The organism is Terriglobus roseus DSM 18391, from assembly GCF_000265425.1.
GTDB classification, from domain to species: domain Bacteria; phylum Acidobacteriota; class Terriglobia; order Terriglobales; family Acidobacteriaceae; genus Terriglobus; species Terriglobus roseus.
This window is the reverse complement of record NC_018014.1, coordinates 795251-819005: the sequence shown is the minus strand read 5'-3', so window position 1 is coordinate 819005 and position 23755 is coordinate 795251. Positions and strand designations below refer to the sequence as shown.

Annotated in this window: 18 protein-coding genes; 12 read left to right on the top strand and 6 right to left on the bottom strand. The window is 62.1% G+C overall.

What is annotated here, in order from left to right:
- Positions 1-10: 10 nt before the first annotated feature.
- The 3 genes from lptE to TERRO_RS03540 all read left to right on the top strand — a co-directional run bounded on the left by lptE (position 11) and on the right by TERRO_RS03540 (position 2446).
- Entirely contained in the window at positions 11-547 is a 537-nt protein-coding gene (lptE, locus tag TERRO_RS03550; RefSeq protein ID WP_245536208.1) for an LPS assembly lipoprotein LptE, read from the top strand.
- An 84-nt stretch (positions 548-631) separates the two neighbouring features.
- The gene (gene holA, locus TERRO_RS03545) at positions 632-1813 is read left to right on the top strand and encodes a DNA polymerase III subunit delta (RefSeq protein ID WP_014784630.1); all 1182 of its coding nucleotides are present in this window, start codon (positions 632-634) and stop codon (positions 1811-1813) included.
- 3 nt (positions 1814-1816) lie between these two features.
- Positions 1817-2446, top strand: coding sequence for an HAD family hydrolase (locus TERRO_RS03540; protein ID WP_014784629.1), 630 nt, complete (start codon positions 1817-1819; stop codon positions 2444-2446).
- Between the two features lie 7 nt (positions 2447-2453).
- On the opposite strand, the gene TERRO_RS03535 is transcribed toward TERRO_RS03540, so the two are convergent.
- Entirely contained in the window at positions 2454-3359 is a 906-nt protein-coding gene (locus TERRO_RS03535) for an Fpg/Nei family DNA glycosylase (RefSeq protein ID WP_014784628.1), read from the bottom strand.
- A gap of 28 nt (positions 3360-3387) precedes the next feature.
- Between TERRO_RS03535 and TERRO_RS23055 the strand changes: the two genes are divergently transcribed.
- The gene (locus TERRO_RS23055) at positions 3388-3747 is read left to right on the top strand and encodes a DUF3592 domain-containing protein (RefSeq protein WP_157178238.1); all 360 of its coding nucleotides are present in this window, start codon (positions 3388-3390) and stop codon (positions 3745-3747) included.
- On the opposite strand, the gene TERRO_RS03525 is transcribed toward TERRO_RS23055, so the two are convergent.
- Positions 3744-8690, bottom strand: coding sequence for an Lhr family helicase (locus TERRO_RS03525; RefSeq protein WP_174277928.1), 4947 nt, complete (start codon positions 8688-8690; stop codon positions 3744-3746). The genes TERRO_RS23055 and TERRO_RS03525 overlap by 4 nt on opposite strands.
- Positions 8691-8877: 187 nt before the next feature.
- Here TERRO_RS03525 and cdd point away from each other — a divergent pair, with 187 nt between their 5' ends.
- Positions 8878-9318: a cytidine deaminase gene (gene cdd / locus TERRO_RS03520; RefSeq protein WP_014784625.1), complete on the top strand. Its 441-nt coding sequence runs from the start codon at positions 8878-8880 to the stop codon at positions 9316-9318.
- Between the two features lie 15 nt (positions 9319-9333).
- Positions 9334-10671: a thymidine phosphorylase gene (locus tag TERRO_RS03515; protein ID WP_014784624.1), complete on the top strand. Its 1338-nt coding sequence runs from the start codon at positions 9334-9336 to the stop codon at positions 10669-10671.
- A 156-nt stretch (positions 10672-10827) separates the two neighbouring features.
- On the opposite strand, the gene TERRO_RS03510 is transcribed toward TERRO_RS03515, so the two are convergent.
- Positions 10828-11538 carry a glycosyltransferase gene (locus TERRO_RS03510; protein WP_245536207.1) on the bottom strand — a complete coding sequence of 237 codons (711 nt, stop codon included), beginning with the start codon at positions 11536-11538 and terminating at the stop codon, positions 10828-10830.
- The gene (locus TERRO_RS03505; RefSeq protein WP_014784622.1) at positions 11435-12259 is read right to left on the bottom strand and encodes a UDP-2,3-diacylglucosamine diphosphatase; all 825 of its coding nucleotides are present in this window, start codon (positions 12257-12259) and stop codon (positions 11435-11437) included. Before TERRO_RS03505 ends, TERRO_RS03510 begins: the two co-directional genes overlap by 104 nt.
- 91 nt (positions 12260-12350) lie before the next feature.
- Between TERRO_RS03505 and TERRO_RS03500 the strand changes: the two genes are divergently transcribed.
- The 3 genes from TERRO_RS03500 (at position 12351) to TERRO_RS03490 (ending at position 14901) form a co-directional block, all read left to right on the top strand.
- Positions 12351-12665: an ArsR/SmtB family transcription factor gene (locus TERRO_RS03500; protein ID WP_014784621.1), complete on the top strand. Its 315-nt coding sequence runs from the start codon at positions 12351-12353 to the stop codon at positions 12663-12665.
- 113 nt (positions 12666-12778) lie between these two features.
- Positions 12779-13531: a glucose 1-dehydrogenase gene (locus TERRO_RS03495; protein WP_014784620.1), complete on the top strand. Its 753-nt coding sequence runs from the start codon at positions 12779-12781 to the stop codon at positions 13529-13531.
- Between the two features lie 113 nt (positions 13532-13644).
- Positions 13645-14901 carry a NupC/NupG family nucleoside CNT transporter gene (locus TERRO_RS03490; RefSeq protein WP_014784619.1) on the top strand — a complete coding sequence of 419 codons (1257 nt, stop codon included), beginning with the start codon at positions 13645-13647 and terminating at the stop codon, positions 14899-14901.
- Positions 14902-14909: 8 nt separating this feature from the next.
- On the opposite strand, the gene TERRO_RS03485 is transcribed toward TERRO_RS03490, so the two are convergent.
- Positions 14910-15647 carry a Stp1/IreP family PP2C-type Ser/Thr phosphatase gene (locus tag TERRO_RS03485; RefSeq protein ID WP_014784618.1) on the bottom strand — a complete coding sequence of 246 codons (738 nt, stop codon included), beginning with the start codon at positions 15645-15647 and terminating at the stop codon, positions 14910-14912.
- Between the two features lie 172 nt (positions 15648-15819).
- On the opposite strand from TERRO_RS03485, the gene TERRO_RS03480 reads away from it, so the two are divergent.
- Positions 15820-16647 (top strand): DNA-methyltransferase, encoded by an 828-nt coding sequence (locus tag TERRO_RS03480; RefSeq protein WP_014784617.1) that lies wholly within the window; start codon positions 15820-15822, stop codon positions 16645-16647.
- A 93-nt stretch (positions 16648-16740) separates the two neighbouring features.
- Here the strand turns inward: TERRO_RS03480 and pgm are convergent, their stop codons facing one another.
- Complete coding sequence (gene pgm, locus TERRO_RS03475) at positions 16741-18402, bottom strand: phosphoglucomutase (alpha-D-glucose-1,6-bisphosphate-dependent) (protein WP_014784616.1); 1662 nt, start codon at positions 18400-18402, stop codon at positions 16741-16743.
- Positions 18403-18668: 266 nt separating this feature from the next.
- Here pgm and TERRO_RS23780 point away from each other — a divergent pair, with 266 nt between their 5' ends.
- Together TERRO_RS23780 and TERRO_RS03460 are read left to right on the top strand one after the other, a co-directional pair.
- Positions 18669-22391, top strand: coding sequence for a DNRLRE domain-containing protein (locus tag TERRO_RS23780; protein ID WP_014784615.1), 3723 nt, complete (start codon positions 18669-18671; stop codon positions 22389-22391).
- A 387-nt stretch (positions 22392-22778) separates the two neighbouring features.
- On the top strand, positions 22779-23735 hold the full coding sequence (locus TERRO_RS03460; protein ID WP_052313264.1) for a ferritin-like domain-containing protein: 957 nt from the start codon (positions 22779-22781) through the stop codon (positions 23733-23735).
- Positions 23736-23755: the final 20 nt, after the last annotated feature.

Sequence of the window (23755 nt, the reverse complement as noted above, 5' to 3'; positions counted from 1 at the left end):
GACAAAGCGGGTGGCCCGTATCTCACGTTTGGGGTATGGGTTCGCCATGCTTGGCCTGGCGACTGCGCTTACGGGTTGCGGATACCACACGGCGGGTGCGGCGGCCCATGTGCCTGCGAACGTGCGCACGCTGGCGGTGCCGGTGTTCAAGACGAATGTGCAGCAGTTCCACACGGAGGTGGCGCTGACGGATGCGACGATTCGCGAGATGAACACGCGTACACGCTACCGGGTCATCCACTCGGACGATGCTGATGCAAGCGATGCGATGTTGACCGGGACCGTGCTCACGGAGAGCATCGCGCCGCTTACCTACGATCCGAATACCGGATCGACGTCGTCGTACTTGGTGCAGATCACGGCGAAGATTGTGTTGACGGCGCGGGATGGCAAGGTGCTGTACCGGAACGACAAGCTGAGTTTTCGCGAGCAATATCAGTCCACGCAGGACCTGAGCGCGTTTATCCAGGAGGATGGCGCGGCGGTGCGGCGGTTGTCGCGTGACCTGGCCAGCGAGATTGTCGCGGATCTGCTGAATAGTTTCTGACGCGTTCTCCACAGCGTTGCGCTTGTGATTCCGGTGCAGATTCGCTGTTCGAGCAAGCCGCGTCTCACAGACAATAGAGGAACAGTGCCACCACTTCGTTCATTCGCTTCGACAGATCGCTTTCTTGCACAGCTTGGCACCGCAGAGATGCGGCCGGGTTACGTTCTGCTGGGCGATGAGACGTTTCTGTACGAGCGCGCGCGCAAAGGCGTGCTGGAGAAGCTGGTACCGAACGATTTGCGCGACTTCTGCCTGCATGATCTTGAGCTTGGCAGCGAGACGAGCATCTTCGAGGCGCTCGACCTGGCGCAGACGCCTTCGCTGATGGCGCCTTTCCAGGTGATCTTCGTGCGCGGTCTGAAGACGCTGTATGGCCGGGGTGCGAAGAAGGATGAGTTTGCGGCGCTGGAGCGGTACTTCCGTTCGCCGAACCCGCAGGCGCTGATCCTGTTTGTTGCGGACCATCTGACGCTGCCCACTGACCTGCGCCGTATGGAGCGCGAGGACAAGGAACGGTACGACCGCATCCGCGAGACGCTGGGTGAGTGGTGTGGCACGGTGGAGTTGCAGAAGGTGGAAGAGGGCGACGCTGCTCGGTGGGTGATCGGCACGGCGGATGATCGCGGCGTGAAGTGCGATCCGGAGGCCGCGCGCGAGCTGGTGGATTCGCTGGCCGTGGACATGATGTTGATCAGCAGCGAGCTGGAGAAGCTGTTGCTATATGTGAGTGCTCCGGTGCGCGAGAACCAGTTGGAGACATCGGGCATTACCGTCGGTCGCGTGACGTTGGGTGATGTGGAGACGATGGTGCTGGCGGCGAAGCAGCGTTCGCTGTATGAGCTGACGGATGCGTTGAGCCAGCGCGATCGGCCTCGTGCGCTTTCCCTGCTGCATGGCCTGTTGCATGCGAGCGATGGTGGCGAGGATTCGGCGATTGGACACCTGTACATGCTGGCGCGTACGTACCGGCAGATGCTGATTATTCATGAGAAGAATGTGCGCGATTCGCGTGCGATCTGGCAGGTGCTTTGGCAGGGATTTCGTATGCCGCCGTTTGCTGCGGATGTGCTGATTCAGCAGGCGCGCCGGTATAAGACTCGCCGCGAGATTTCGCGGGCGCTGCGATTGATTGCGCGTGCCGATCTGGAGTTACGCAGTGGTCCCGTGGATAAGACGCTGGTGCTGGAGCGGCTGGTGCTGGCCCTGGCATCGGAGCCGCATGTGAACACCTACGGCGAATCGCCGCAGTTCGCGTTGGAGATGTAAGAGATGCCGGACGGTAAGGTGCACGAACTCCCCATCGTGCTGGAAGCGGATTCTTTCGATGCCATCCTGTTCGACTGTGACGGAACGCTGGTGGAGTCTGCGCCTGCGTGGCATCTTGCCATTTGCAATGCGCTCCATCCGCATTCTGAGCCGATGCCCCGCGACTGGTACTTCGAGCGGCTTGGGCTTTCGCCTGCGGACCTGATGGACGATTACGAGACCGTCTTTGGCAACCTGAGAATCACGCGCGAAGAGTTCTTTCACCGTTGCACGACCGGCTACGCAGAGGCTGCGCACGCTCTGGAAGAGGTCACGATCGTTGCGGATGTGGCTCGCGCGTGGCATGGCAGAGCGCCGCTTGTTGTGGTCTCGAATGCGCAGCGCGTGGCCGTGAATGGAGCACTTACCGCAACGGGACTGCTGCCGCTCTTCGATGGGATCGTTTCCATTGAGGACGTGGAACGCGGCAAGCCGGAGCCGGATATCTACCTGAAGGCAGCCGAGCAGCTTGGTGTTGCCGCATCGCGATGCGTGGTGCTGGAAGACTCGCACGAAGGCCTTACCGCGGCGCGGCGCGCCAACATGCAGGCAGTGGATATTCGCGAGTACTGGACGCCGCGCTGGAAGCGCTAGGCTTCGGCTAGCAGCTCATTCGTGTGCGCCGGATGGGTGTGTCTCTTCCCTTCACTGCTTCGCCTTCGCCTACCCACGGCTGACACTCCGGACACCAGTAGGTGCTGCGCGCGCCGGGGCCCTGCTTGCGGTATTCGATGATGCCTCCGCAGCGACGGCATTCTTTACCGCGACGTCCGTAGACCCATAGACGTTCTTCGCGATTGGCGGAGTGCGTGGTGCGGCGGTTGCCGCTGTAGGTGATGATGCCGTCGCCACTGCCGTCAAGGATGTTGGCCTTCATGTAGCGCTGGGAGACGTCGGCCATCTGCCGCATCTCGTCCATGGAGAGGGTGCTCATGTGCCGGAAGGGATGCACGCGCGCGGCGAAGGCGACCTCGCTTTTGTAGACGTTGCCGAGGCCGGCGATCACGCGCTGGTTGAGCAGGACGTTTGCGATCTCATCTTCAGGGTGTGAGGCGGCGCGTTCTTGAAGAGCGTGGAAGCCGATGTCGGTGGTGTAGCTGTCCGAGAGAATGTCGGGGCCGAGCCTGGGCACGCTGCTTTTACGGGCGAGTGAGGCTGCGGTGTGGAACTCTGCGACGGGCACGTTGAAGGCGACGGCCTGCCAGCCATCGACCTCGATCAGGGCACGCATGGCTTTGCGTGGCGACCACCACTTTTCGCCGGTCTTGTAGATATGCCACGAGCCGCTCATGAGCATGTGGGTGACGAGGATGAGGTCGCCGGAGAAGTGCATGAGCAGCCACTTGCCGTTGGCTTCGACCTTCTCGATGATGCGGCCGGCTACTGGTCGGTCGTCGTTGACGGTTGCGAGGTGCGCGTAGCCTGTGTCGAATTTGGTGACGTGCTTGCCTGTTAGCACCTTTGCGAGTGCGCGGGCAGAGCGATAGATGGTATCTCCCTCAGGCATCAGGACCTCTTGAGCTAAGATGCTTTCGATGAATCAAAAGGGTTGGCACACGACTGAAGCCGAGATAGTTAATTGCTCCTTGTCGTGGCTTCATTCCGATTACGGCAACAGCAACGAAGGAATAGCAGCGCGATCAATCTATACCGCAGATTTTTTGTATGAAGTCGATGGGAAGACCTATCGACACTCAATGCGGATCTCCAATCCGGAACGCGTCGGAGACAAATTCGAACTCGCCTATGATCCAGCGAATCCGGATCGCAACGACGCGCCAGACCAGTCGATTAACTTCCGCGACGGCAGATCAATCCTTCGTCACTTAGTGCTCTGGGGATGCGGTATCGCCGTTGCATTGCTATTGCTGCACTACTTCCCTGAGATACGTTAGGCATTGCCAACGCGACTGGAATTCACCCCTGCAGCAGCTACTCCCGGGATCGGCGGGAGATTCCTCCGCAGGTTGAACCCCATCGGCGCGGCCTGGAAGCCTGCATCGAGGAGCACGCGGGCCATGGGGTGTTCGGCTACGTTCGTGCCGTTGATGGTTTGGATGAGCATGCCCACGCCGCCGCGGCCTTCTGCGTCTTCGTTGAAGCGACCCTGGGTCTGCGCGATGATGACGAAGTAGCGTGCGAGCGAGCGCATGACCTGGCCTCGCTGTGGCTCTTCTTCCGGCAGGAAGACCTGGATGTTCGGGTTGCCGCGGCGCAGGTAGGTGACGAGTGCGCCGTCCGCAAGGATGACTCGTGAACCTACCGTGCGTGTGAGTGAACCACCTTCTGCGGGCTGCGGCCACTTGAGCAACGCTCCGTAGGGGTTGGCGGGATCGGTTGCTGCGAGCACGACCATCTCGGGGTCGGTGTCAGGGCGCTTGTTGCGCAGGGAGCGCAGCAGGTCGAGAGCGGCGGGCAGGGCAAACTGCGTTGCGCCGAGTTCTGCAGCGAAGTAGCCGCGACGGATCTTGCCCGACTCTTCCAGCGCCTTCATGACGTCGTAGATGGCGGAGAAGCCGCCGGGCAGGTTCTCTGCGTGTGCGGTCTCGCGGAAGACTACGCCGTAGCGCTGGAGGAGTTGGTGGGCTTCGGCGTAGGACCACTCCGTTCCGTTTCGTTCGGAGATCATCATGGTCGGATGGAGTGCCCAGCGGCCCTGTGCGGTGGGCGGTGTGGTGCGGCGGCTGCGGAAGTTGGCGCCCTGATTGTGAATGCGACGTGCCGGCTTCCCCGAACCGTGACCAGCCCCGCTGCGGCCTGTGCTATTGCGGTCCGTGTAGGCGCGCAGCGATTGCAGCGAGTCGTTGGTGATGGCTCCTCGCCAGACCAGGTTCCAAAGGGCTTCGAGCGATTCGCCGGGGTAGCCTGCGCCCGTGCCGTCGTGCAGGTTCTGGAAGAACGAGGCGCCGTGCGAGCGGAGGTACTCGATGATTTTTTCTTCGCGCTCGCGGGTTGCGCTGCCCTCTTCGATGACGGCTGCGGCCTGCTGTGTGTTGATGACGGGCCAGAGGAGCGGCAGCTTCTCTGCGAGGTAGAGGCCGATGCGGCCGTCGCGTTCGCCGATGGGTTCGAAGCCGGCCCATGTGACTTCGCCCGCCGCGATCAGCATGTCGAGATCAGCGGGTTTGTAGTTGGCGATGCGCGCGGGCAGGATCTCTGTTTCAAGCAGTGATGCGGGAAGTGGCGCGCCCTGCAGGGTTTCGATGGTGTCGAGCAAGGCATCGAGGCCGCGACGCGGTGTGAGGACGCCCTGCCAGTGTGTGAAGAGGCGCGCGAGTGTCTGCTGCTCGACCGGTTCAACTTCTTTGCGTAACTTGGCTAGCGATCTGCGGCGGATGGTGCGCAGGACTTCTACATCGCACCACTCGCGCTGCTGGCCGCCGGGGCGGAAGGCTCCTTCGATGATGCGGCCAATGCCAACTAACTTTTGCAGAACGGACTCAGCTGTCTCCAATGGAATTGCGAAACGCGAACTTACTTCGTGCGTGGTGAATGGGCCGTGCGTGCGGCCGAAGCGACGCACGATATCGACGATGGCTTCGGGTACGTTTTGCAGGAATGCTGTAGGCAGGCCCGGCGGCAGCGGGATGCCGAGTGCGTCGCGGTAGCGTGCGGCATCTTCCACGGCGAGGAAGCGCTTCTCGCCGCCGATCTTCAACTCTAGAACGCGTCGGGCTTTCTGCAGGCGATCGACCGTGATGGCGACTTCAGGTGATGTCACGCGCTTGAGCAGCTCCGGTTTGGTCAGATCGCCAAGGCGAAGCAGCATGTCGTGCACGCCGTCCATGTTGCGTGCGCGGTAGTCGTCGGCGAGCATCTGGAGCTGCTCTTCGGTCTCTTCGATGGCGTTGGCGTCGAGCAGTTCGCGCAGGTCGGCGTCGCCCAGCAGCTCACGGAGCTGGTCCTGGTCGATGGAGAGCGCCTGGGCGCGACGTTCGGCGAGTGGGGCGTCGCCGTCGTAGATGTAATTGGCGACGTAGCTGAAGAGCAGCGCGGATGCGAAGGGCGAGGGTGTGCGCGAGTCGACTGTGTGTACGCGGATCTGGCGCTGCTGGATGCTGCGCAGGATCTCAGAGAGTGCGGGCATGTCGAAGACATCGCGCAGGCACTCGCGATAGGCCTCGAGGAGCATGGGAAATTCGGGATAGCGCGCGGCTACGCCCAACAGGTCATAGGCGCGTTTGCGCTGTTGCCAGAGTGGTGTGCGGCCGTCTGCGCGGCGACGCGGGAGGAGCAGCGCGCGTGCTGCGGCCTCACGGAACTTTGCCGCGAACAGTGCCGTCGAGCCAAGTTGGCGTTGCACGAAGTCATTCGCTTCCTGCGCCTCAGGAAAGAACTGGTCGACGTCGGGAGCGGCGTCTGTCTCTGGGAAACGGACGACAAAGCCGTCTTCGCTCCACATGGTTTCGACGTCGCTGCCGCCTGCCGCGCGGATGCGTCCCTGCACGGCCATGGCCCATGGTGCGTGTACGCGCGAGCCGAAGGGCGTCATGATGCAGACGCGCCAGTCGCCGAGTTCATCGCGGACGCGTTCGACGACGATGGTGCGGTCGTCAGGGACTTGCTCCGTCGCGACTTCCTGATCGACGAGGTAGCGCATGAGATTTTCTGCTGCCTGCTGATCGAGGTCGTGCTCGCGTGTGAGGCGGACGAGTGCGGCAGAGCGAGGCAGTTCGCGGAGTTCGCGGATGAGTGCGCCGATGCGACGACCGAACTCGAGCGGGCGGCCTGCCTGGTCACCGTGCCAGAAGGGCATCTTGCCGGGCTCGCCTGGCGCGGGTGAGACGAGGACGCGGTCGTGCGTGATCTCGTCGATGCGCCAGGTGCTGGCGCCGAGGATGAAGGTTTCTCCGGGGCGCGCTTCGAAGACCATCTCTTCGTCGAGTTCGCCGACGCGGATGGGTTTGTTGCGTTCGCCACTGAGGAAGACGCCGTAAAGGCCGCGGTCCGGGATGGTGCCGCCGTTGAGGATGGCGATCTTCTTCACGCCCTGGCGTGGCGTGATCCACTGCTTTGTGCGGTCCCAGGTGATGCGTGGGCGCAGTTCGCCGAACTCATCGGAGGGATAGCGGCCGGCGAGCATGTCGAGTACGCCGTCGAAGACCTGCACGCTGATGCCAGCGTAGCCTGCGCAGGAACGGACGATGCCGAGCAACGCGTCATAGCTGAGGCCGGGTGCTTCGTCTTCGTCGCTGCGAAACTTTGCGCTGCGGCGTACGGCTTCTGCAGGTGGCAGCGGAGGATGCGCGATGATGGCGACCATCTGCTGCGCGAGGACGTCGAGCGCGTTGCGCAGGAAGCGTGTGCTCTCAACGTGGCCCTCATGCATGGCGCGTGTGACGGCGGCGCAGGCGATGAGGTCTGCGCGGTACTTGGGGAAGATGATGCCTTTTGACGGCGCGCCCACCTGGTGGCCCGCGCGGCCGATACGCTGCATGCCGCTGGCCACGGAGGGCGGCGCTTCGATCTGGATGACGAGATCGACCGCGCCCATGTCGATGCCGAGCTCAAGCGACGACGTTGCGACGAGTGCGCGAATGTTGCCGGCTTTCAGCAGCTCTTCAATCTCGCTGCGTTGCGATGCTGCGAGCGAGCCGTGGTGGGCGCGGGCGATCTGCTGACCGGCGAGTTCGTTGATGGCGCCTGCGAGCCGTTCGGCGATGCGGCGTGCGTTGACGAAGAGGATGGTGGACTGGTGCTGCTGGATGATCTCGAGCAGGCGCGGATGGATGCTCTGCCAGATGCTGGTGCGCTTGGGGCCCTGTGATGCGGGGCCGCTGGGCGTGTCCTGGATCTCGCCGAGCTTGGCCATGTCCTCGACGGGAACTTCTACGGTGAGTTCGAGGCGTTTGCGGGCGCCCGCGTTGACGATGGTTACGGGACGGTAGCGGATGCCTGCGGTTTCGCCGCCGATGATATTGGCTTTGGCGGGTGCGTCTTCGCCGAGGGCCAGTGCGGCTTCGCCTGCTTGTTCGGCCTTGGACTCTATGGAATTCGGCTCCGACGTCTCTGAAGCGATCCGTGGGGCGACCGCCTTTGTGGCCGGTGCGTTGAGAGTCTGCGTGCCTTCTGCGCCGCCGAGGAACCTGGCTACTTCTTCGAGGGGACGCTGGGTTGCGGAGAGGCCGATGCGTTGGATTTTGCGGCCGGCGAGCGCTTCCAAGCGCTCGAGCGAGAGTGCCATGTGGGCGCCGCGTTTGGTCGGGACGAGTGCGTGGATCTCGTCGATGATGACGGTCTCGACGGTCCGCAAAGCCTCTCCTGCGTTGGAGGTCAGGAGGAGGTAGAGGGATTCGGGTGTGGTGATGAGGATGTCGCCGGGATGCTTGGCGAAGCGTGCGCGTTCGGCGGTGGGCGTGTCGCCGGTGCGGACGCTGATGTCGGGACTGTGCACGGGAACGCCCATGCGTTGCGCCATGTTGGCGATGCCTTGCAGTGGCGAGCGCAGGTTGCGCTCTACGTCAACTGCGAGTGCCTTGAGCGGGGAGATGTAGACGACGCGCACGCCGACGCCGGGCGGGAGGATGCTCTCGGGCGGTGCTGAGTTCTTTGTGCGGCGCTTTGGCTTTTCTACTGCCGTGGCGAGAGGACGATCGCTGTGCAGCATCAGCCGGTCGAGACACCAGAGGAAGGCGGTGAGCGTCTTGCCGGTGCCGGTGGGCGCGAGGATCAGTGTGCTGTCACCGCGGGCGATGGCGGGCCAGCCTTCGCGCTGCGGTTGCGTTGGCCCTTCGAAGACGGCTCGGAACCACTCTGCTGTGACGGGATGGAAGAGATCGAGCACCGCGTCACCGCCGGCGATGGTTGCGGTTGGATCGACCATTTCGAGGCTCGCCATAACCTCAGCGACCGCGGACTGCGCGGGGGCGGCCTTGGTGGCTTTTGCGGGCTTCTGCGGCTTCGTGGCTGGGGTCTTTGCGGGCATGCGTTCGCTTGCGGTTCTATCGGGATGTTAGACGCCTTGGTGCGTCCCTGCGCCGCACAGGTTGCATGGTTTGTGCGCGAGGTTTAGCCTCAGCAATCTGATGTCTCTTGAAAATAAGTCGCAGGAATTGACGCCACAACGCATCCACGCAATGCGTGAGCAGGCGGCGAGTGTTGCACGCAACGCTTATGCCCCTTACAGCAAGTTCTTCGTGGGCGCGGCGGTGCTGCTGGAGACGGGCCACACCGTGACCGGATGCAACGTGGAGAATGCCAGCTATCGACTGACCTCATGCGCGGAACAGGCTGCCATTGCACGCGCCGTGGCAGAGCATGGCGCACACATCCGGATTGTGGCTGTTGCTGTTGCCAACGCAGATGCTGCGGTCGCATGCCAGCCCTGCGGTGCGTGCCGGCAGACGATTGCGGAGTTCGCGGAGGGTAGCTGCCGCATCTTCTACCCGGGTGAGAAGGGCGAGGCGAGCGAGTGCACGCTGGCAGATCTGCTGCCTTCGTCGTTCTCTTCTTCGTCCCTTACTTAGGCAGATCGAGAGAAGATGATGTCGCACAAGAAGACGATTCATCCCATTGACGTGGTCCTGAAGAAGCGGGACGGCCTGGAGCTGAGCGATGAGGAGATCCGCGCGTTCCTCGCTGGTGTGGTCGATGAGTCGGTAACACCGGCGCGGATCGCTGCGCTGCTGATGGCGATCTTTCAGCGCGGCATGTCGTCGCGGGAGCTGGCGACGCTGACGGATGCGATGCGTCGGAGTGGTGAAGTCTTCGATTCGAGGTTCCTGAAGAAGTTCACGGTCGATAAGCATTCGACGGGTGGCGTGGGTGACAAGAGTTCGTTGCTGATTGCGCCGATTGTTGCTGCGGCTGGGCTCGCCGATCCGATGATCAGCGGGCGATCGCTGGGGCACACGGGCGGCACGCTGGACAAGCTGGAGACGATTCCCGGGTTCAACACGCAGCTGTCACTGCAGCAGTTTGGCGAGGTGATCGCCGCGTGTGGATTCAGCATGATTGGACAGACGAAGAATCTGGTACCTGCCGATCGCATTCTGTATGCGCTACGCGACCATACCGGAACGGTGGAGTCACCGTACCTGATCACCGCAAGCATCATGAGCAAGAAGCTGGCGGAGGGTTTGGACGGTCTGGTGCTGGATGTGAAGACGGGGTCTGGCGCCTTCATGAAGAAGTTCGAGGACAGCGAACATCTTGCGCGGCTGATGGTGAGTACGGGTGAGAGCAATGGGACTCGCACGGTGGCGGTGCTGACGACAATGGATGAGCCGCTGGGTCGCTTCAGTGGCAACTGGGTCGAGGTGTGGGAGTGCATCGACATTATGCGCGGCGTACAACACCCGATGTACGCGGACCTGATTGAACTGTCGGTAGTGCTGGCGGGATGGATGCTGTTCCTAGGCGGCGTGAGCACGAGTGCTGAGGCAGGCAAGGAACGCGCGGCGGAGTTGCTACAGGATGGTTCGGCTTACGAGAAGTTTGTTGCCATGACGAAGCTGCAGGGCGGCGATGTGTCCGTGTTTGAGGATCCTGCTGCGTTTCACAAGCCTGCGGCGACGCGTGTGTTGACGGCCGACCGCGATGGCTTTCTGGCGGGCATGGATTGCACGGAGGTGGGTTGGGCGGTGCAGCGGCTGGGTGCCGGGCGCGAGGTACCGGGCGGGCCGGTGGCTGCGCACGCGGGCATTGAGATGCATGCGAAGATTGGCGACCGCATTACGAAGGGCCAGCCGCTGGTGACGCTGTTCACGGAGGATGCTTCCCTGCTGGAGACGCCGGAGCGCATGCTGCGCGAGACGATCGTGCTTGCGGATCGTGCGCTGCAAAAGGCGCCGCTTGTCCGGCAGATCATTACGGCGTAATCGCTGATTTCTGTGGGATTACAGTTGGGATGCACGACGCCCTGTCTGCTCCATCGCTTCCGCGATGGAGCAGACAGGGGAGGAATAATAAAGATTGTTTTTGGCACAGCTGAAGCTGTGCCCTTCCGAACGCTAAGAGTTCTCGCTTGAACGCAACTACTCGGCTGCGGCGGGAGCTTCTTTCCAGTAGCCGTGGTCGCGTTCGAAGTGGCTTCGGTTGCTGCTGTTGAGCATGGTCCAGAAGAAGAGGAAGACCATGCGGGCGTGGCCTGTGCGACGGAAACGGCGGTTCGAGGTGAAGACCTCGCCCTTGAGGACGGAGAAGCGTAGCGGCGAGATCTGCTTGGTGAGCAGGAAGTCTTCTGCGAAGAGTGCGTTCTCATTGAAGCCGCCAAGCTCTGTGAAGCGCTTGCGGTCGAAGAGCAGGAACATGCCGGTGCCGAAGGGCATGACCCAGGATGAGAGACGCTGCATGCGGCTGTTGGCGCGGTAGAGAAAGCGGTCCATCCAGTTGCCGCCGGCGCAGGCGATGTCGACCGTGAGGCAGTGCAGGCGCTGACTCTTCATGCGGACGAGAGCGCGACGCAGCAGCGTGGGGTCGCGCAGTTCAACGTCGGCATCGAGGAAGAGGACGAACTCCGAATCGCTTTGGTGTGCGCCACGATTGCGGCCGACGGAGGGCGTGCCGCCTTCGATCACCGTGATGTCCATACGGTCGGCGAAGCTGCGCGCAATGTCAGCCGTGTCGTCGGTGGAGCGGGCATCAGCAACGAATACTTTCATACGCGCGCGATGTGCGTAGTCCTGTTGCGCAAGGGAGTTCAGCAGCGACGGCAGGTGCTTCGATTCGTTCTTTGCGGGGATCACTACGCACAGTTCTTGAGGGGTATTCATGGATCTTCACTCCTTTGAGATCGATCGTAAGAAAGGTGGCACGCTGGTCGGTCCAGGCGCCCGAGTTGAAGTACTCGATGCTGCCCCGCGTGCGCGCCAGCGCTTCGTGCGTGTGACCGCAGAAGACGCGGTCGGCTTCGCCTGCTGCCGCGTAGGACAGAGCGCCTTCCGCGACCTTGTCGCTTAGCCGCAGCCAACGCGTGCTGAAGCGATCGAACCAGCGCGACATGCGCTGCTGTTCACCGTCGAGACGCTGCGAAGTCTCATAGAACTTTTCGAAGAAGCGGCTCAACAGGATGTTCTCGTTGATGAAGCGGTCGAACTGGTGCCCATGGATGGCGAGGTGACGCTTGCCGCCGTACTCCCACACATAGCGCTGGTAGACAGGCACGCCGACCAGGTGGGACATCACGTTGGAGAGACCGTGGTCGTGATTGCCCTCAACCCACACGATCTTGCGCCGCTGCTTCGGGTTTGAGAGCCGGCGGATGCAGGAGAGAAAGTCCCAATGTTCGCGTTTAAGGCGCCGGAAGTCGAGATCGGAGAAGATGTCGCCCAGCAGGATCAGCTGGCGAAAGTCCACCTTGTCCAGCAACTCCATCGCATCTTCCGCACGGCTAACGTCCGAGCCGAGATGCAAGTCCGAGAGGATCAGCGTGTCGCAGGTTGACACCATGATGGCTACAGGTTGCATTGGTTCTGTTGCTGCTGCGTGAGGCGATGATGAAGCTTGTGTGACTGTGAATCTTTCGAGACAACTGCCGGGCCGGTATCATCAAAGGAAGATGTCGCGGATCGCAACCAAGTCGAAGAGCACGGTGAAGCTGACGGATGAGCAGTTTGCCACGATCAGCCGGGCACTCTCAGACCCGAGGCGGTTTGCGATTCTGCGGCAGGTTGCGACGAACGATGCGCCGGGCGGCATGCCCTGCGGCGGACTGCAGGAACACACCGTGATCAGCGCCGCCACCATCTCACACCACCTGAAGGAACTGGGTGAAGCCGGGTTGATCGTGGCGGAGCGTGATGGCCGGTGCTCGAACCTGACGCTGGACCGGCAGGTCTGGCAGGCGTACCTCGATCGCCTGAACGCACTCTAGAAACAGTTCGATGAACATCGAAGAATCTTGAATCTTCGTCCCCGACCGATCCATCTATTCGATGACTGTCGAACTATCGACACGTTCGAATTCGAGTTTCGAGGAGAACTGACATGGGCAAGCTGACGGGCAAGATCGCACTGGTGACGGGTGGCAACAGCGGCATTGGATTGGCGACGGCGAAGCGTTTTGTGGATGAGGGCGCCTACGTGTACATCACGGGCCGCCGGCAGGAGTCGCTGGATTCCGCGGTGAAGGAGATTGGCAGCAACGTGACCGCTGTGCAGGGCGACGTGGCCAAGCTGGCCGATCTGGACAAGCTCTTCGCGCAGATCAAGCAGGAGAAGGGCCGCCTGGATGTGTTGTTCGCCAATGCCGGCGGCGGCGAGTTCGTAACGCTGGGGAACTACACGGAAGAGCACTTTGACAAGACCTTCAACATCAATGTGAAGGGCCTGGTCTTTACCGTGCAGAAGGCGCTGCCGCTGTTGCCCGATGGCGCGACCGTGATCCTGAACGCATCCATCGTCTCCGTAAAGGGCTTCCCTGCCTTCGGCGTCTACAACGCGACGAAGGCTGCGGTTCGCTCGTTTGCACGCACCTGGACGAATGAGTTGAAGGACCGCAAGATCCGTGTGAACGTGGTGAGCCCGGGGCCGATCAACACGCCTGCGATTACGGCGATCACCGGAAACGACCCTGCCGCAGAAGAAGCCTTCAAGACACAGATGTCGGCCGGAGTTCCGCTGGGACGCATGGGCGAGTCGGACGAGATCGCCAAGGCGGTGGTTTTCCTGGCGAGCGATGACAGCAGCTACGTCGCCGGTGTGGAACTGTTCGTGGATGGCGGCTTCGTGGCCGTGTAAGCGTCTGGGCGTTGGCTGAGGTGAGTGGGTCTGCCGGTTTCGGCAGGCCCTTTGCTTTGTCCGGTACACTCGTCAGCAACGCACAAACTCTGCAGCAGAGGAGGGCCACGGCTTTGGCCCGTTTTACCGGTCTGATCGGCCTTGTTGTTCTTCTCGGTGTCGCCTATGCGCTTTCGACGGACCGTCGCGCGATCCGGTGGCGTACCGTGGCGTGGGGTCTGGGCCTGCAGTTTCTGTTTGCCGTGCTCGTCATCCGATGGACGTTTGGGCAGAAGATCCTGGCGAAGGGCGCTGCTGCTGTCAGCGGTCTGCTGGCACACTCTGTCGACGGATCGTCGATGGTCTTTGGCCCGCTTGGTACGCCGACCAGCCCGCTGAATGTGTTTGCGTTTGCGGTGCTGCCGACGATCATCTTCGTTTCGGCTTTGTTCGCGGTGCTGTATCACCTGGGCATCATGCAGTTCGTGATCCGCGGCATGGCGTGGGTGATGCAGCGAACGATGGGGACGTCTGGCGCCGAGTCGACGAATGTGGCCGCGTCCATCTTTATGGGGCAGACGGAAGCACCACTGACCATTCGCCCGTTTCTTGCGGGCGCGACGCGGTCTGAGTTGATGACGATCATGACCAGCGGCATGGCGCATGTCAGCGGCGGCATCATGGCGGCTTACATCTCCTTCGGTATCCGCGCGCAGGACCTGCTGAGCGCTGTCATCATGACGGCGCCGGGAACCATCCTGATTGCGAAGATGCTGGTGCCGGAGACGGAAGTGCCTGCGACGTTGGGCACCGTCCGCATCCCCACCGAGGACGAGCACAAGAACGAGAATCTGATTGGCGCGATTGCACGCGGCACGATCGATGGCGGTCAGCTCGCGTTTAACGTGGCCATTATGCTCATCAGCTTCCTGGCTCTTGTGGGCTTGCTGAACGGCATTCTGACGGGCATTCATAACCTGATCGGTGTGCATGCAGTGGGCGGACACAATGTCAGCTTCCCTTCCACGCTTAACTCGATCCTTGGGTTCTTCTGCGCGCCGATTGCATGGATGATCGGCATTCCGTGGAAGGACGCGCCGACTGTCGGCAACCTGATCGGTACCCGTGCCGTGCTGAACGAGTTCATCGCTTATACAGATCTTGGCAAGCTGGCGAATGCCGGTGCCATCAGCACGCGTACGCTGGCGATTGCGACGTTTGCGCTGTGTGGTTTTGCAAATCTTGGATCGGTCGGCATGCAGATTGGCGGCATTGGGGCGCTGATCCCGAATCGTCGCAATGAGCTGGCGAAGCTGGGCATGCGGGCGCTGCTGGCCGGTACGATCGCGAACCTGATGAGCGCCAGCATTGTGAGCATGCTGCTGAAGTAGCGGCCGGACTAGAAGCGGACGAGGATGACGGTGATGTTATCGGAGCCGCCGTATTCGTTTGCCATGTGAATGAGGGTGTCGGCGCAGGTCTGCAGGTGATCGCCGCGTTGCTGCAGCAGGTGGGCAATCTCCTCATCGTCCAGCTCGCGGGTGAGGCCGTCCGAGCACAGCAGGTAGAGATCGCCTTCGCGCGCGTCGTGCGCTGCTACATCGGGCCGCACTTCTTCGTGCGATCCAACGGCGCGCGTGATGATGTTGCGCAGTGGCGAAAGTAGCGCCTCTGCCGGCGTCAAGACGCCCATGCGCACCTGCTCGTCCACGTACGAGTGATCGTCGGTGAGTTGCTGAAAATCCTTGCAGCGCAGGCGGTAGCATCGCGAGTCTCCGACGTTGGCTGTCCAGACCTTGCCGTTCCGGTCATCGATCTCGAGCGCGACGAGCGTGGTGCCCATGCCGCGTAGTTCCGGCCTGGCGACTGCCTTTTCGTAGACCGCATGATTGGCAGCGATGATGGCATGGTCGAGTCTCCACGCGGGTGATTCTTCGCTGCTCTGCGGGCGGGCCTCGTCCAGAAAGGCACGGGATGCCAGGTGCGAAGCGACCTCGCCGCCAGCAGCGCCCCCCATGCCATCGCAGACCACGAACAGGCCGCTCGCCTCATCGGCCGCGCAGGCGTCTTCGTTATGCATGCGCGAACGGCCAACGTCCGTCAGCATCACGAATTCAACGGGCGATCTGCGGCTCATTGCTGCGAGTCACTTCCTGAGCATGAAGTATCCGATGCGTAACAGAGTGCGCGTTTAAGGCGCACTGGCTCCGGTAGTCTGAACAGGATCGAAGATACACTTTCGCGGTCCTGTCCCGTGCGGGAAGCTTCGGAAGAAGTGCGGTGCGGATGCCGCAAAAGGGAAAGAAAAGTTGCCGCAGATCATCCACGGAGATAACTTGCCTGCCATGCGTGCGATGCCCGACGGCTGCGTGCACCTGGTGTATGCGGATCCGCCGTTCAACACCGGCCACGCACAACGCCGCAGGCGCATGCGTACCGTGCGCGATGACAGCGCGGAACGCATTGGCTTTGGCGGCCGGCGCTACCGCGAAGAGTTGTTACAGACGGCTGTGCAGTTTCTCGACCAGTACGACGACATCCTTGAGTTCCTGGAGCCCCGGCTGATCGAGGCATACCGCTTGCTGTCGCCGACGGGGTCGCTTTTCTTTCATATCGACTACCGCGAAGTCCACTACTGCAAGGTGCTGCTGGATTCGATCTTCGGGCGTGAGTGTTTTCAGAACGAGATCATCTGGGCGTACGACTATGGCGCTCGCCCGGGACGCAAGTGGCCGGCGAAGCATGACACGATCCTTTGGTACACGAAGAGCCCGAAGGACTGGACCTTTCATCGCGCCGCGAGTGATCGTATCCCTTACATGGCGCCTGGACTCGTCGGGAAAGAGAAGGCTGCGCGCGGCAAGCTGCCGACCGATGTGTGGTGGCACACGATCGTGTCACCCACCGGCAAGGAGAAGACCGGTTACCCGACGCAGAAGCCGCTTGGGATTCTGGAGCGCATCGTGAACGTGCACACCAGCAAGGGCGAGACGGTGCTGGACATGTTTGCGGGCAGCGGGACGGCAGCGGAGGCAGCGGCGAGGAATGGCCGCGACTTTATTGCGATTGATCGGAGTAAGGAAGCTATTGCGGTGATGCAGACTCGACTGGCGGAGTGGATCGCTAAAGCGTCCTAAGTTCAGACCAATCCGCGAGTGTTCGCGTAAAGCACGATGCCCCACCCTTTGCTTCAAAGGATGGGGCACCTGAGTTCAAAGCCGATACCTTGCTTATCCCTTCAACGCCGCATTTACCAGTTGCTTCGCTTCTTCCTGAATCTTCTTCAAGTGATCTTCGCCCTGGAAGCTTTCGGCGTAGATCTTGTAGACGTCTTCCGTGCCCGAGGGGCGCGCGGCAAACCAGCCGTTCTGCGTGGCGACCTTGAGACCTCCGATGGCGGCTCCGTTGCCGGGGGCGTTGGTCATGATCTGGGTGATGGGTTCGCCTGCGAGTTCCTTGGTGGTGACCTGCTCGGGCGACAGCTTGGCGAGCTTGGCTTTCTCATCCTTGGTGGCCGGTGCGTCAATGCGCTGGTAGACGGGGTTGCCGTAACGCGCGGTCTGCAGCTTGTAGAGCTCGCCCGGATCCTTGCCGGTGCTTGCGGTCATCTCTGCCGCCAGCAGGCCCATGATGAGGCCATCCTTGTCGGTGGACCATGCGGAGCCGTCCATGCGCAGGAAGGATGCGCCTGCCGACTCTTCTCCGACGAATCCTAGCGTGCCGTTGACGAGGCCGTCGACGAACCACTTGAAGCCGACGGGGACTTCGAGCACCTTGCGGTTCAGACCGGCGGCGACGCGGTCGATCATGCTGGAGGAGACGAGTGTCTTGCCGATGGCGACGTCCTTGCCCCAGTTACGATGGCCGAAGAGGTACTCGATCGACACGGCAAGGTAGTGGTTTGGGTTCAGCAGGCCGGTTGACTTTGCGACGATGCCGTGACGGTCGTGATCCGTATCGCAGGCCCAGCTTACGTCGTATTTGCTCTTGTTTTCGATCATGCCTTCCATGGCGAAGGGCGATGAGCAGTCCATGCGGATCTTGCCGTCCCAATCGATGTGCATGAAGCGGAAGGTTCCGTCGACGATGGTGGAGAGGACTTCCAGCGGCAGTTTGTACTGATCGGCGATGCGCTGCCAGTAGTGAACGCCTGCGCCGCCCAGCGGATTGACCGCCAGCTTCAGGCCGCTGGCCGCGATGGCCTTCATGTCGACTGCATTGGTCAGGTCGCCGATGTACTCGGCGTAGAAATCATGCTTGGTGGTCGTCGAGGCGCTTAGCGCTTTCGCGAAGGCGATGCGCTTCACGTCCTGCATGCCGGCGCGGAGGATGTCATTCGCGCGATCCTGCACCCACTTGGTGACGTCGGTGTCGGCGGGGCCGCCGTTGGGCGGGTTGTACTTGAAGCCGCCATCCTCGGGCGGGTTGTGCGAGGGCGTGATGACGATGCCGTCGGCCAAGCCATCCTTGCGGCCCTTGTTATAGACGAGGATCGCATGCGACAGCGCCGGCGTGGGCGTGTAGCCATACTCGCCGCCGGTTTCGGGCACTCCGATGTCGATCTTGGTCGCCACGCCATTGGCTGCAAGGACTTCGAGAGCGCTGCGGAATGCCGGCTCGCTGAGGGCGTGCGTGTCCATGGCGAGGAAGATGGGGCCGGTGATCTTCTGGGCGGCGCGGTACTCGCAGATGGCCTGTGTGATGGCGAGGATGTGGTCCTCGTTAAAGGCGGACTTGAAGGCGGATCCGCGATGTCCGCTGGTGCCGAAGGCGACCTTCTCCGAAGGATTATCAGCATCGGGATGCAACGTGTAGTAGGCCGAGACCAGGCGCGAGAGATCGGTAAGGCTATGCGGATCTGGGAGTTTTCCGGCGTTGGGGCTGTTGCTCATCGTGTGTGCTGTCCTTTGCTGTGCGACCGAAGACGCGCTGGTTTCGAACCGAGTGTACCGTGCGCCATCGACTGCGGACAGGGATGGCGAACTCGCAAGTTGTTGCTTCGGAATGTTGGATGCGTGTTCCAGAACGGGAATTGCCAACATGGTTAGAATGAACACTCTCCCACAAAAACTCATGGCTTGAGGCGTGCTGCCCCTGACTCGGCTGCGCGTCGCGTCTATGGTCGACCAGTTTTGTCACGGAGTGAAGTTCACGCCCTATGCCGTTGTGTCTGCATATCCGGAACGGACTCAAGCGAGGATGGCCGCTGCTGGCGGTGGCCGCGTGCGCCCTGCCGGCGTCTTCCGTTGCGCAGACCGGCACGCTGACTGCGGATACTGCGGTGAGCACCGCGCGGCCATCGACGAACTATGGAACGCTGAGCAATCTTTATGTCAGCAGTGACAGCACTGTGCTGTTGCGGTTCGACCTGGGTACACTGCCGGCTTCGACGACGGCCTCGCAGATCAGCCGGGCGACGCTGCGGGTCTTTGCCAATCGCGTGAATACGCCGGGGGTACTGACGGTTGCAGCCATCAACGCCGCCTGGGCAGAAGGCGCCGTGACGGCCCAGACGATCCCGTCGACTGGCAATGCAGTCGAGGTATTCCCCGTGACGGATGAGGGCCAGTTTGTGACGGTGGACGTTACTTCACTGGTGAAGACGTGGATCACAACCCCCAGCAGGAACTTTGGCCTGGCTCTGACGGCGGGAACAGCCGACGTGGTGCTGGACAGTAAAGAGAGTGACACGACGGCGCATCCGGCACAATTGGAGATCGCGCTGGCCAGTGCTGCTATCGGAGCGACGGGGCCGCAGGGTCCGAAGGGTGACATCGGAGCGACGGGGGCCCAGGGGCCTGCGGGTCCGCAGGGTGCTATGGGAGCGGCAGGTCCACAGGGACCAAAGGGCGATACCGGACCCGCCGGCAGCGGCCTGACCTATCGCGGACCGTGGGCCGTCGCTACTTCTTATGGACTGAATGATGTGGTCACCTTTGAGGGCGCGGCCTGGGTCTCTTCCTTGTCGGGAAACTCTGGAGCTACACCGTCCGGCGGTTCGACTGCCTGGGGAGTGCTCGTGCCAGCGGCTGACGGTGGGACACCCACGAGCCTCAATGGCCTTCTCTTCGCCGGCGACTTTGCGTCCACGACAAACTATGTGGCGAACCAGGTGGTGACCTGGCAGAGCGCAGCATGGGTCAGCCTGCATGACGGCAACCATGGCAACACTCCGGATACCACTCCCAGTGAATGGGCGACGCTGGTGCCGGCAGCCGTTGGTCTGACCGGACCGCCGGGCGCGCCGGGCGCAACCGGGGCGCAGGGTCCACAGGGGGAGCGCGGTGCGGTGGGCGATACCGGCCCGCGGGGCGTCCCTGGGACTATCGGCGCGACGGGGCGTCCGGGATTCGTCTACCGGGGTGCCTACGACTCCGTTGCGAACTATGCCACGGGAGACGTGGTGGTGTGGCAGGGAGGGTCGTGGGCGTCGCTGGTGGATGGGAATGCTGGCAACACTCCGGATGCTTCGCCTGCTCACTGGGGCACGATTGCCGCACAAGGACTGACCGGCGGGACGGGTGCCATGGGGCCGCAGGGGCCGGCCGGTCCCCAGGGCTTGCCGGGAACACAGGGACTCGTTGGACCGCAGGGGCCCACCGGACCGGTTGGTTCCACTGGGCCGCAGGGAGTGGCGGGGCGTGACGGTGCGCAGGGAGCGCGAGGCGATGTGGGACCTTCTGGACTGAAGGGGGATCCCGGGCCGGTGGGGCTGATCTGGCAGGGAGCTTACGACTCCGGAACCAATTACGCGACGCATGACGCGGTGGCGTGGGAGGGACAGACATGGCTGTCGCTGCATGACAAGAATCACGGCAACACGCCGGAATCATCGCCGGCGGACTGGACGCTGCTGGCAGCGATGGGCGCAACCGGGGCGCAGGGACTGCAGGGCGCGGCGGGATTGCAGGGGCCTCAGGGTGTTGTGGGACCACAGGGACCGCAGGGCATTCCGGGCGACGTGGGCGCCACTGGGCCGCAGGGTCTGCCGGGGATGCAGTTCCTGGGTGTCTACGACAGCACGCAGAACTACGGTTTGCATGATGCGGTGACGTCCGGGGGTGGGGCGTGGATCTCGCTGCAGGCTATGAACCATGGCAACCTGCCGGGGGGGTCGCCGGTCTGGTGGCAGCAGATCGCTGCTCCGGGCGGACTGGGTGCGATCGGGCCCGCTGGCCCAGCGGGCGTTGCAGGCCCGGTTGGGCCGGTTGGACCACAGGGATTGACCGGGCCTACCGGACCGCAGGGCCAGCCTATCCGCTTCCTGGGAGCGTGGTCGAATCGTGCGAGCTATGTGACGGGCGATGCGGTCTTCTATCGCGGTTCGGCTTACATCGCTATGGGGGCGATCAACGGTAACGCGCCGGGTCTGGATCCGCTGTGGTCGCTGCTGGCGCAGCAAGGCGATACGGGAGCGGCCGGTCCGCAAGGTCCGCAAGGCGTCGCCGGGGTTACCGGTGCAACAGGCGCTACAGGACCGGTAGGCGCAACCGGTGCGGCTGGTCTACGCTGGCTGGGGTCTTGGGATGCCGCCATGGGCTACGTTACGGGCGACGCGGTTGCGTACAACGGTGCGAGCTACGTTTCGCTATCGAGTGCGAACGTCGGCGTTACGCCTGGCACCGCACCGATGTGGTCTTTAATGGCTGCCGCAGGTGCGAGAGGCCTTGCCGGCGCTGATGGGCGCAACGGTGCAGCGGGCGCTGATGGCGCTGCAGCAACGATTGCCATTGGCACAGTAAGTACTGGAACAGCAGGTACAGCAGCCAGCGTGCAGAACGTCGGCACAGCGAATGCCGCCTCCCTGAACTTCATTCTGCCGCAGGGCGCGACCGGAGCGACCGGAGCGCCGGGCTTGAACTATCAGGGCACTTGGGCGAGCGGAACCGGATATGCGAAGAACGATGTGGTGTATCGCGCCGGCTCTTCGTATGTATCACGTGTGCCGGGGAACCTGGCCGACCCGCTCGCCTCCGTGATGAATAACAGCGGTGAGTGGAACCTGCTGGCCTCAGAGGGTGCGCCGGGTGCGGCGACCGTGAGCATCGGAACGGTGACGGGCGGAGCGACTGCGGGTGTCACGAACAGCGGGACGCAGAATGCAGCGGTCTTGAACTTCACACTGCCACGCGGCGCCACGGGAGCGGCTGGGCCGCAGGGGCTGACGTTTCTGGGAGCGTGGGATGCGGTCGTGGCCTACGCTGCGACGAACGCGGTCAGTTATAACGGCTCGTCTTATGTTGCGCAGACAGCGAGTACCGGGGTGCATCCCGTGGGGGATGCGGGCAGCGCGGGTGCCTGGACGCTGCTGGCTTCACAGGGGGCGGCAGGCGCTGCAGGGCCGCAGGGACCTGCAGGCCCGGCGGGTGCCGCTGGCAGCGCACCGACGGTCGCGATCGGCGCGACCCATACGCTTGCGGCTGGGTCTGCTGCGAGTGTCAGCAATGTGGGGACGGCGACGGCATTGCAACTTGAGTTTTCGATACCGCAGGGTGCGGCTGGCAGCGGCGGTTCGTCGACGAGTGGTGTGTACACCACGGTCCACACGGTTGCAGCCGCGTCGCAGGGTGCACAGGTTTACAGTCCCCTTGTAGATGGGAGAAATGCCACGGATGTGAATTCCTTGCTGGCTTACCTTCCTGCCACGTGCAAGTTAAATTCGGTTCTTGTCCATAACGCTTCTGCCGTCGATGTCCTGTTTGATATCCACACTGGGACACCCGGCAACATGGTCTCCGTATCCAGGTGTACGGCGAAGGCAAGTGCAGCGACCACCTGCAATGGACCCGGGACTCTTGGTGCAAGTAACTTCGTATCTTTTGGGATAACTACGACGAGTACCGTCACTACTTATCTGTACACACAATTTTTATGTAGCTAAGTCCTCGCTAACTTCCCAGATACTGACGGGCAACCTAAACCTGCGCTCACGCAAACACCGGTTTTTGCGACGAAGCAGATCCCGCACTTGGCCTCCTCGCACCCTGCAATTCACTGCCACTTCAAATCTTTTTATAAACCCTCAATCCGGGCTTATAGCCGAACCCGGCTTGTGAGCCGTTTGTGACTGTTATTACTTCAAACCATGTTTGCGCTATCCCAACCCCTTACTGAAATGGCGCACTCCCTGACAACTGCCCGCGAAGATTTGCACTCTCTTTCTCGGTAGCTGGCAATCCGACAGCTTCCATCCTTCGTTAGTCAAGTAGCACGCGCACGGTCTATAGGGAGATACACAGTGGAAGAGACACTAAGCAAAATTGCACGAATGGGTCTGTCCCGGCGAGGCTTCATCGCCGGTGCCGGTACCGCAACCGTTGCCGCCCTTGCGGGCTGCGGCAGTGATTCCGCCAATACCGGCACAGGCACCACCACACCACCGACCACCACGCCTGCAGTTACTTTGACTGACTCAGACATTTTGAATTTCGCTCTGAACCTTGAGTATCTGGAAGCTGAGTTCTATCTGCGTGCCGTTACTGGCGCTGGCATTGCCTCGACGGATGGTGGCGGCACTGTTACCGGTGGCACCAAGGTCACCTTTGCGACCCCGTTCATCCAGCAGCTTGCCGTGGAACTCGCGGCTTCGGAGCTTGCTCACGTACGTGCGATCCGCGCAACGATCAGCTCACTCGGAGGCACCGTTGTTGCAGCTCCTGCGATCGACTTTACGAACGCATTTAACGCACTCGCGTCGGCTGCCGGCATTGGCTCCAGCTTCAACCCCTTTGCCGACCAGAACAGCTTCCTGCTTGGCGCTGCGGTATTCGAAGACGTTGGCGTAACGGCTTACACGGGCGCTGCGGCATTGCTCACCAGCAAGACCGTGCTTTCGGCGGCTGCCGGTATTCAGGCCACAGAGGCATATCACGCAGCCACTGTGCGTAGCCTTATTGCTTACAACAACACGACTGCGAACAACCTGGTAGCCACCTTCAACAAGGTTGTGACTCTGCGCGGACAGTTGGGCGGATCCGGTTCGACCACCTACGAGACGCCGCTTTCGGCGGGTTCGGCAACGGCTGCAGTTGCATTGAATGGTCCTGTCACGAATGTGACTCCGGCAACCATCGTTGCAGCTGACTCGACCAACTCGCTCGCTTTTGCGCGCACCACGAGCCAGGTTCTGCACATTGTGTATGCGACCGCGCCCGGCACCCTAACGGCCAGCGGTGGATTCTTCCCAGCCGGCATGAACGGCACCATCAAAACACCCACCGCCTAATCGGCCACCCGGAGAAGACA

What these genes read in the sequence shown, in the direction of transcription:
- TERRO_RS03485 (WP_014784618.1), bottom strand. Translation starts at nt 15,647, where the DNA reads ATGAGCCGCAGATCGCCCGTTGAATTCGTGATGCTGACGGACGTTGGC.
- TERRO_RS23055 (WP_157178238.1), top strand. Translation starts at nt 3,388, where the DNA reads ATGAATCAAAAGGGTTGGCACACGACTGAAGCCGAGATAGTTAATTGC.
- pgm (WP_014784616.1), bottom strand. Translation starts at nt 18,402, where the DNA reads ATGAGCAACAGCCCCAACGCCGGAAAACTCCCAGATCCGCATAGCCTT.
- TERRO_RS03535 (WP_014784628.1), bottom strand. Translation starts at nt 3,359, where the DNA reads ATGCCTGAGGGAGATACCATCTATCGCTCTGCCCGCGCACTCGCAAAG.
- TERRO_RS03505 (WP_014784622.1), bottom strand. Translation starts at nt 12,259, where the DNA reads ATGCAACCTGTAGCCATCATGGTGTCAACCTGCGACACGCTGATCCTC.
- TERRO_RS03515 (WP_014784624.1), top strand. Translation starts at nt 9,334, where the DNA reads ATGATGTCGCACAAGAAGACGATTCATCCCATTGACGTGGTCCTGAAG.
- TERRO_RS03525 (WP_174277928.1), bottom strand. Translation starts at nt 8,690, where the DNA reads ATGGCGAGCCTCGAAATGGTCGATCCAACCGCAACCATCGCCGGCGGT.
- TERRO_RS03460 (WP_052313264.1), top strand. Translation starts at nt 22,779, where the DNA reads ATGGGTCTGTCCCGGCGAGGCTTCATCGCCGGTGCCGGTACCGCAACC.
- TERRO_RS23780 (WP_014784615.1), top strand. Translation starts at nt 18,669, where the DNA reads ATGCCGTTGTGTCTGCATATCCGGAACGGACTCAAGCGAGGATGGCCG.
- cdd (WP_014784625.1), top strand. Translation starts at nt 8,878, where the DNA reads ATGTCTCTTGAAAATAAGTCGCAGGAATTGACGCCACAACGCATCCAC.
- TERRO_RS03500 (WP_014784621.1), top strand. Translation starts at nt 12,351, where the DNA reads ATGTCGCGGATCGCAACCAAGTCGAAGAGCACGGTGAAGCTGACGGAT.
- TERRO_RS03495 (WP_014784620.1), top strand. Translation starts at nt 12,779, where the DNA reads ATGGGCAAGCTGACGGGCAAGATCGCACTGGTGACGGGTGGCAACAGC.
- TERRO_RS03540 (WP_014784629.1), top strand. Translation starts at nt 1,817, where the DNA reads ATGCCGGACGGTAAGGTGCACGAACTCCCCATCGTGCTGGAAGCGGAT.